The organism is Candidatus Cloacimonadota bacterium (genome assembly GCA_011372345.1).
Classification (GTDB): Bacteria; Cloacimonadota; Cloacimonadia; order Cloacimonadales; family TCS61; genus DRTC01.
Genome location: DRTC01000459.1, coordinates 1 through 8397 on the forward strand (window position 1 = coordinate 1; position 8397 = coordinate 8397).

6 protein-coding genes are annotated in these 8397 nt (G+C 39.1%); all 6 read left to right on the forward strand.

Going from position 1 to position 8397, the window contains the following annotated elements:
• A partial coding sequence (locus tag ENL20_08910; GenBank protein ID HHE38676.1) for a hypothetical protein occupies positions 1-382 on the forward strand: 382 nt, incomplete at its 5' end.
• A gap of 291 nt (positions 383-673) precedes the next feature.
• A complete protein-coding gene (gene pyrB, locus ENL20_08915) occupies positions 674-1576 on the forward strand; it encodes an aspartate carbamoyltransferase (protein HHE38677.1) in 903 nt (300 codons plus the stop codon).
• The gene (locus tag ENL20_08920; protein ID HHE38678.1) at positions 1576-2025 is read left to right on the forward strand and encodes an aspartate carbamoyltransferase regulatory subunit; all 450 of its coding nucleotides are present in this window, start codon (positions 1576-1578) and stop codon (positions 2023-2025) included. Before pyrB ends, ENL20_08920 begins: the two co-directional genes overlap by 1 nt.
• A 219-nt stretch (positions 2026-2244) precedes the next feature.
• Positions 2245-3741 (forward strand): IMP dehydrogenase, encoded by a 1497-nt coding sequence (locus ENL20_08925; protein HHE38679.1) that lies wholly within the window; start codon positions 2245-2247, stop codon positions 3739-3741.
• Positions 3742-3921: 180 nt separating this feature from the next.
• The gene (gene purM, locus ENL20_08930) at positions 3922-4983 is read left to right on the forward strand and encodes a phosphoribosylformylglycinamidine cyclo-ligase (GenBank protein HHE38680.1); all 1062 of its coding nucleotides are present in this window, start codon (positions 3922-3924) and stop codon (positions 4981-4983) included.
• Positions 4984-5201: 218 nt separating this feature from the next.
• Positions 5202-8189, forward strand: coding sequence for a phosphoribosylformylglycinamidine synthase (locus tag ENL20_08935; protein ID HHE38681.1), 2988 nt, complete (start codon positions 5202-5204; stop codon positions 8187-8189).
• Positions 8190-8397: the final 208 nt, after the last annotated feature.

The window sequence follows — 8397 nt, forward strand, 5'->3', positions numbered from 1 at the left end:
TAGAAGTTCGTTCGTGCTGGCTCGGATGAGTTCAAAAGGAAATTTGATCAATGAAACTTATTCCCGTAAATGCTTTGAGATCGCTCGTAAAAATCCGAATGTAGTTTCCGGTTTTATCGGACACGGAAAAGATGTGGAAGACATTAAAAGATTCAAATCGAAATTTCCTGCAGGAATGATGCTGCTGACTCCCGGAGTGAAGTTGGAAAGAGGAAGCGATGCAATGGGACAGCAATACATCACGGTCGAAGATGCGATTCAAGGCGGAGCGGATTGTATAATTGTCGGTCGCGGGATTATTAAAGCAGAAGACAGAAAGAAAGAAGCGAAAATTTACCGGGAAAGAGCGTGGAAGATTTATAATGAAAGAATTAATAATTAAGGAATGAAAGAATTAATTGGACTCGACTTCATAGCGAAGCATGGAGTTGAGAACAATAAAATATCCAATATCGAACAAGGAATTTCCAATGATGAATAAAACACACCTATCAGCTAAAGCCGGACTCCTCTTCCGTCTCCACTTCCTTACGCCGGGACAAGCAAGAGGAGATTCCTTTGCGTTCTCTGCGTTTTTGCGGTGAATTTTTTGTTCGTTTTGTTGGTACTGTTAGTTGTTAAATTATTAGTGAAATTCGTGTAATTCGTGGATAAGATAAAAAGGAGAAAATAAATGAAAAACTTAATCTCAATGCGCGATTTGAACAAAGAAGAAATTTTGTATTTTATGGAAATTGCTGAAAAAATAGAGAAAGGAGAATTAAATCCAAATATGGATAAGAAGTTGGCTGCGCTTCTTTTCTTTGAACCGTCAACACGAACTCACTTCTCATTTGCAACAGCAATGAAAAAAATCGGCGGACAAACGATCACGATGCGGGGAACGGGCAGCAGTTCTGTCAGAAAAGGTGAAACATTTGCTGATACTCTGCAGACTATTGCTCAATATGCGGAAATCATCATTATGAGAAGTCCGATAGAAGGTGCGGCTCGATATGCTTCGGAAGTTGTCAATGTTCCGGTAGTAAATGCCGGAGACGGAGCAAATCAGCATCCAACGCAGGCATTGTTGGATTTGTATTCCATCATCAAAACACAGGGAACTCTGGAAAACCTGACGATTGGAGTGGCAGGAGATTTAAAATTTGGCAGAACAGTTCATTCGCTTGTACAGGCGATGAGCGATTTTAATCCGAAATTCAAATTCATTTCACCCTCTTTCCTGAAGATGCCTGAATACATCAAAGACGACTTGAAAGCAGCAAATCTCGAGTTTGAGGAACTTTCCGAAATCGATGAAAAGATCGATGAACTGGACATTCTGTATGTTACCCGCATCCAGAAAGAGCGCTTTGCCGATCCTGAAGATTATGAGAAAGTGAAAGGCTCTTACATTTTGGAAAAATCGATGTTGAAAGGTGTTAAAAAGAATTTAAAAGTGATGCATCCACTACCGAGAGTTGATGAGATTTCTACAGATGTAGACGATACGGAATATGCGTATTATTTCCTGCAGGCAAAGAACGGAGTTTATATGCGTCAGGCAATAATTTCTATTCTTTTGGGAGGTGTATAATGAAACAGATGAAAGTCGATGCCATCAAAAACGGAACAGTTATCGACCACATCCCTGCCGGGAAAGGAATGCAGGTTGCTGATTTAATCAATATTTACGGTGAGAATGAGGTTTTAATAGGAGTGAATCTGAATAGCAGGAAACTTCAGAAAAAAGATATCATCAAAATCGAAAACAGGGAACTTTCTCAAGATGAAATCAACAGTATCGCTCTCATCGCACCGGAAGCAACTCTCACGATCATCAAAGATTTCGAGACTATCCGCAAAGCCAAAGCGGAAATTCCAAAATCGATCGAAGGATTGATCAGTTGTCCTAATCCAAAATGTATCACAAATTCCGAGCAAATCAAAACGAAATTTAAAGTTACGAATAAAAATCCTTTGAAAATTAGGTGCTGTTATTGTGAAAAGAAATATCTGGTGGATGAAGTGAAAATAAAGATTTGAAACCTGAATTGGACTCGACTTCAAAGTAAAGCATGGAGTTGAGAACAATTCAAAGTAACAAAGAGTGAACATCCAATATCGAACAAGGAATTTCCAATGTTGAAGGATAAACACTTCCCGGTTAAAGCCGTACTCCTCTCAAGAGGAGATTTTCAATGTGTACTCTGTGGTTATTGATCGTTTTATTAGATTTGTTCGTTGTTAAATTAAGGAGTGTTAATGGCTAAAAAGGTAAATTATGAACCGTCCCGAACATTGATGGAGTTCCGATTGCTGCCGGGTGCTACTTCCATAAATTGCACTACTGAAAATATTTCTCTCAAAACTCCACTCGTGTTTTCGGAAGGAAATGAGAAGAAATATTATTTGAACATTCCACTTGTTTCTGCTGCTATGCAATCTGTTTCCGGAGCGGAAATGGGAATCGAACTGGCAAAACTTGGTGGTTCTGCTTTTATTTTCTGTTCACAGCCAATAGATTCGCAAGCAAAGATGATTAGGAAAATCAAAAATCATAAGGCAGGATTCGTAAAACCGCAGACAATGAAACCGGAGATGAAGATTTCTGAAATGTATAAAATCCGCAAGCAGACTGGATATTCGACATTTCCGGTAGTGGACGAAAACAACATTTTTCTGGGTTTGATTTCCAAATGGGATTATGAGATTTCGCTCCATTCAAGTTTCCTTGTTAAAGACAGGATGATTCCTAAAGAGCATATCGAAGTGGGAGTCAATATTTCGAACCTGAAAGAAGCGAATAATATTTTGCTGGAGAGTCATAAATCTGTGCTGCCGATTTTGGATGAAAAAAGAAAGTTGCTCTCAATCGTGTTCCGAAAAGATATCTACGACCAAATGAACAATCCGCTGGAAGTTCATGATGAGAAGAAAAGGTTGTTGGCAGTTGCTTCCATAAATACACACGATTACAAAGAAAGAGTCTCTGAATTATCCAAAGCAGAAGTAGATGTGATTGCCATCGATTCATCGGACGGACACACGATTTTCCAGAAAGAAACGATTGAATGGATTAGAGAAAAATATCCGCAAATTCCTGTTATCGGTGGGAATATCATTACTAAAGAAGGATTCAGATTCTTAGTGGAAGCTGGAGCAGGAGCAGTAAAAGTCGGAATGGGCGGTGGGTCTATCTGTATCACGCAGGAACAGAAAGGAACCGGAAGAGGACTGGCAACAACGATCATCGAGGTGACAGAGGAACGCGACAGATATTTTAAGGAAACCGGGAAATACATTCCGATCATCGCAGATGGTGGTGTGACCAGCACCAAAGATATCACAATTGCTATCGCTCTTGGAGCAGATTATGTGATGATGGGAAGATACTTCGCCAGAATGGAGGAATCTCCAACAGACAAGATAGTGGTCAATAATCGAGTGATGAAACCATATTGGGGAGAAGGTTCTGCTCGTGCTCGAGATTGGAAAATGAAACGATATAATCAAGCAAAATTTGTGGAAGGTGTTGAAGGTCTGGTCGAATATGCCGGAAGATTAAGGGATAATCTGGAAGAAACTCTGGCAAAGATCAAATCTTCAATGTCAACTTGCGGTGTACAGAATATCAAAGAATTTCACGAAAAGGCAGAATTGGAACTGGTTTCTGCTCTTTCTATTCGTGAGGGAAAAGTGCATGATATTTTTCAGGGAACAGAAACGAACGAGAAACAGAATGAGGAAACCACGAATTGAATATCCAATATCCAACAAGAAATTTTCAATGGTGAAGGATACACACCTCCCGGCTAAAGCCGTACTCCTCTCAAGAGGAGAATCCATTAAGGAAGAGATTTTCTCTGTGTACTCCGTGCGCTCTGTTGTTATTGTTCGTTTTGTTAGTTTTGTTTGTTGCTAATAAATGGGAGTCAAACAATGAACTACAAAAATGCCGGAGTCGATATCGAAGCAGGAGATAATGCTTCCAAAATCGCTTATCAATACGCAAAATCAACTTTTTCAACTCGAAAAGGAAAAATCGGTGAACCTGTAATCGCTGAAGGTTCTTATGCCGGACTTATCGATATGGGAAATTTCTATCTGGTGCAGTGCGATGACGGAGTAGGAACGAAAATTGAGATTGCAGAGAAAATTGGAAAATTCGATACACTCGGATTTGATCTATTAGCTATGGTTGCTGATGATGCTATTTGCCTGGGAGCAGAAACAATTTCCATTTCCAATACGATCGATACGAATAAAGTGGATGCTTTTGTTATCGAAGATCTGATGAAAGGTCTTTCCAAAGCATGTATCGAGCAGAAAGTCATAATTCCCGGTGGTGAGATTGCCGAATTAGGAAAAAGTGTGAACGGAAATATCTGGAATGCAACGGCAATTGGAGTATTGGAAAAAGACAAAGTCATCGATGGTTCGGAAATTCAAGTTGGAGATAAAATAATCGCTCTTAAAGAGAATGGATTTCGCTCGAATGGATTTTCCCTGGTCAGGTACATTTTAGAAAATAATTATGGGAAGGAAGTTTATTCCCAAACATCTCCATTTGTAGAAAATTGGGGGAAGATTTTGTTGGAACCTTCGCAGATTTATTCTTCTGAACTTCTAAAAATTTTAGGAAGATTCGGAGATTCGAGAAAAGTAAATATCAAAGGAATTTCTCACATAACAGGTGGAGGAATTGCCGGTAATTTTCGACGCATCTTGAAAGATAAAAAACTTGGAGCGAATTTCTACGACCTTTTTGAACCGGCAGAAATGGTTAAGGAAATCCAGAAAATCGGAAAAGTAACGGAAACAGAAGCATACAAAACCTGGAATATGGGAAATGGGATGATGTTGGTTGTCTCTCCTGAAAATACTGAGAAAGTTTTGGAAATTCTAAATATCGAAGCGAAGATTGCTGGAGAAATTACAAATTCCGGAATTATCGAAATTCAAACGAAAGGTTTTATTCCAACAACTTTGAAATATGAATAGAATGAGATTGAACTCGACTTCAAAGCGAAGCGTGGAGTTGAGAACAATCGAGAAAGGTGAAAAATAAATAACGAAGAACATACCTTCCGGCTAAAGCCGGACTACTCTTCCGTCTTCGTTTTACTTCGTCGAGACAAGCATGAGGAGATTTCTTCGCGTTCTTTGCGTCTTTGCGGTGAAATCTTTGTTAGTTTTTGTTCGCTGTTAAAAAGGTAAATATGAAAAATCAAATACAACTGGTTCTGAAAGATAACATCAAAGATGTTTTAGGTGAAAAAGTTGAGAGAAACGCAGTCAATTTCTTAAACCTCTATACCGGGAAAATCAAGACCGGAAAGATTTTCAATATCACTTATGATTTGAATCAGGAAGAACTTTCCCGTTTTGCAGATCTCGGTTTGAAAGATGAAATAATCCACGATGTTTACCTTAATTCCTTCTATCAAAATGACTTTTTCAAGTCCTTCATTCTCATCGCCAAACTGCCTGGAGTTACTGATGATGAAGGTGTTTCCGCTCAAAAAACTCTAAATGATATTTTAGGTCTGGATTTGGATGTGAACACCCAGCATATTTTCACGGAAGATATTTATTTGATTGAGAAAGAGCTTCCTGAAAATGATTTACAACGACTATCAGAAGAACTTTTAGGAAATAAACTTATTCACCATTTCGAGTTTGGAAAATTCACAGGCAAGGTTGATTATTTACCTGAAGTGAAGATTAAAGAGAATATCGAAACTGAAATCATCGATTTGAATGTGAGTGATGAAGAACTTCTAAAAATCTCGAAAGATAGATTACTTTCTTTGAATTTAGAAGAGATGAAAGCAATTCAAAAATATTTTGCAGACGAGAAAGTTATTAGAAATCGCAGGAAAAATGGTCTCTCGGAAAATCCAACTGATTGCGAATTGGAAGTGCTGGCGCAAACTTGGAGCGAACACTGCAAACATAAAGAATTTGCTGCTACAATTCATTATAAAAATCTGGAAACCGGAGAAGAAGAAACTATCGATTCGCTTTTCAAAACTTATATCAGAAAATCAACTGAAATCATTCGTGATAGATTGAAGAAAGCAGGCAACAACTGGCTTCTGAAGATTTTCACCGATAATGCCGGAGTTGTGAAAATAAATGATGAATCAGTTTTTGTCTGGAAAGTGGAAACGCACAATTCTCCTTCTGCTATCGACCCTTACGGCGGAGCAATAACCGGAATTTTAGGAAACAATCGTGATCCGTTAGGAACTGGAATCGGCGGTGGAAAATTGCTCTTCAATACAAATGTTCTCTGCTTCGGACCTCCGAATTATGATAAAAAACTTCTTCCTGGACAACTCCATCCCAAAAGGATATTCGAAGGAGTTAGACACGGTATAGAAGATGGTGGGAATAAATCCGGAATTCCAACTGTGAATGGTTCCATAATTTTTGATGACAGATATTCCGGCAAACCGCTGGTTTACTGCGGAACCGGCGGTGTGATGCCTTTCAAATTTGCAGGAGTAAATTCGTGGGAAAAACCGATCGAGGATGGTGATTTGATCATCATGGCTGGAGGAAGAGTCGGCAAAGACGGAATTCATGGTGCAACCTTCTCATCTGCTGAAATCGATGAACACTCTCCGCAATCCGCTGTTCAGATTGGAAGTCCCATCACCCAAAAACTGGTTTCTGATTTTATGCAGCCGGCAGTAGAAAGAGGTTTGATCAAATGTTCGACTGATAATGGTGCTGGAGGTTTATCTTCTTCTGTAGGAGAACTTGCCGAGATCAGCGGAGGTGCTCTGGTTAATCTCGAGAATGTTCCTTTGAAATATTCCAACCTGAAACCATGGGAAATTTTTGTATCCGAATCGCAGGAACGCATGACTTTTGTCGTGAAAAAGGAAAACAAGCAGGAACTTTTCAATCTGGCAAAAGAGCGGGAAGTGGAACTAACTGAAATCGGGAAATTTACTTCCACCGGTTTCATAGATGTGCGTTATAATAACGAGAAAGTTGCTTTGTTGGGAATGGATTTCCTGCATAATGGAGTTCCCGGAAAATACCTGCAGGCAGAATGGAAAAAACCGCAACTTTCCAAACCTGAAATTCCAGAAAACCTCGATTACAACGAGATTTTATTAAAACTGATGGGAAGCCTGAACATCTGTTCCCGTGAAAATGTTATTCGGCAATATGACCATGAAGTTAAAGGAAAAACGATTATCAAATCTTTGATGGGAAAAGATGGGAAAACTCCGCAGGATGCTGCTGTGATGCGATTGAATTTTGATAGTTATGAAGGAATTGCCATTTCTAACGGAATCTGTCCGAAATATGGAGATATCGATGCTTATGAAATGAGTGCCGGAGCGTTTGATGAAGCAATTCGTCAAATCATTTCCATTGGCGGAAAACTGCCTGATATCAAAGATAATTCAAATCGTTTCTGGACTGTGAATGATAATTTCTGCGTTCCCGATTCTGCCTTTGATGCGGAAAATAATCCTGACGGCAAACAGAAACTGGCGAAACTCGTGCAGATGAACAAAGCACTTTTCGAGATGAGCACTTTCTTCAATATCCCGATGACTTCCGGCAAAGACAGTATGAAAAACGATTTCAAAGCCGGGAAAATTAAGATTTCTGTTCCACCCACGATTCTTTATTCGATGGTTGCGAAAATCGATGATGTTAGAAAAACAGTTACCAGCAACTTCAAGGCAGCTGGTGATCTGATCTACATTTTAGGAAAAACTTACAACGAACTCGGTGCTTCGGAGTTTTATAAATTTTATGATGAACTCGGAGCGAATGTTCCCAAAGTCAGGAAAGAGAATGCAAAAAAATTGTATAAAAAAGTAATGATTGCTAACGAGCAGAATCTAATCGAATCATGTCATGACCTTTCCGATGGAGGATTAGCGGTTGCAGTTTGCGAAAGTGCGATTGGAACTGATTTTGGTGCAGAATTGGATTTAACTGATTTTGGAGATTTGAGTTTAAATGCGATACTTTTTTCTGAATCTCATTCGCGGTTTGTGGTGAGTATCAAACCTGGAAATAAAAAATTATTTGAGAAAATATTTGGTGAGGATTGTAAATTCATTGGAAAAGTGAATTTTGATAAAGTGATGGAAATAATTAAAAATAACGATAAAGTTGTTGATTTGGAGATTGAAGAATTGGAACAGGCTTGGGATAAAAGATTGGAATAGAACACTGATTGGACTCGACTTCAAAGCGGAGCGTGGAGTTGAGAACAATCCAAAGAATATCCAATATCGAACAAGGAATTTCCAATGAAGAATAAACACACCTCCCGGCTGAAGCCGTACTCCTCTTCCGTCTCCACTTCCTTACGCCGGGACAAGCAAGAGGAGATTTTTCCATATCTGGTTTGTTGTGAAAAGTCGGTGTTTGTCA